This is a genomic window from Roseisolibacter sp. H3M3-2 (assembly GCF_029211165.1).
Lineage (GTDB): Bacteria > Gemmatimonadota > Gemmatimonadetes > Gemmatimonadales > Gemmatimonadaceae > Roseisolibacter.
In genome coordinates this window covers 1-818 of record NZ_JARGEK010000737.1, presented here as the reverse complement: position 1 = coordinate 818, position 818 = coordinate 1, and the positions used below count along the sequence as shown (strand labels likewise).

General features: G+C 68.6%; 1 protein-coding gene. It reads left to right on the top strand.

All coding sequences use genetic code 11. From position 1 onward, the window contains the following. Positions 1-115 precede the first annotated feature (115 nt). The coding region (locus PYV61_RS26090; protein ID WP_275836811.1) for a phage major capsid protein at positions 116-818 on the top strand (703 nt) is incomplete at its 3' end.

Genomic DNA, 818 nt, shown 5'->3' with positions numbered 1-818 from the left:
CGCCTCGGCCTGTACGAACGAACGGCCGGCTAGACCGACCGCTCACCGCCGGCGCCCACCTCCCGGACGCCTGACCAACCCCGCCCTCGGCGGGGTTTTTTGTTGGAGAAACCGAATGCCGAACATCAAGGCTCTCCGGGAAGAGCGCGCCGCCAAGGCGAAGGAAGCCCGCAATCTGCTCGACACGAAGACTGGCGCCGACTTCACCAAGGAAGTGAAGGCCCAGATCGATGCGCTCTACGAAGAGATCGATCGCATCGACGATCAGATCCAGTGCGCCGAGCGCCAGGCGCAGATCGACGGCGACGCTGCGCAGGGCGGTGCCGACCGCGAGGCGGGTGAGCGCATCCGCGCCGGCTTGACCCCGGAGCAGCGCGAGCAGCAGGACCGCTACAGCGCCGCGTTCCGTGCCTTCATCCTGAACGGCGAGCGCGGCCTGACGCGCGAGGATGCCGACGCGCTGCGTGCGGGCTCTGTCCAGGCGGCTCAGTCCGGCCAGCAGAGCAGCGGCGCTGCGGGCGGCTACCTGGTGCCGACCGGTTGGGGCGGCCAGCTGCTCGAGGCGCTCGCAGCCTTCGGCGGCGTGCGCGAGGCCGCGACCGTCTTCTCGACCACCGGTGGCAACCCGATTCCCTGGCCGACCGTGGACGAGACCGCAGTCGAAGGCGAGCTCGTGGCCGAGAACGTGGCGGCTGCAGCCGGCGACTTCGCGTTCGGCACCACGAACATGGGCGCTTTCAAGTTCAGCTCGAAAATCGTCACTATCCCGTTCGAGCTGCTGCAGGATCAGGGCCCCGGCATCGACATCGAGGCGTTCA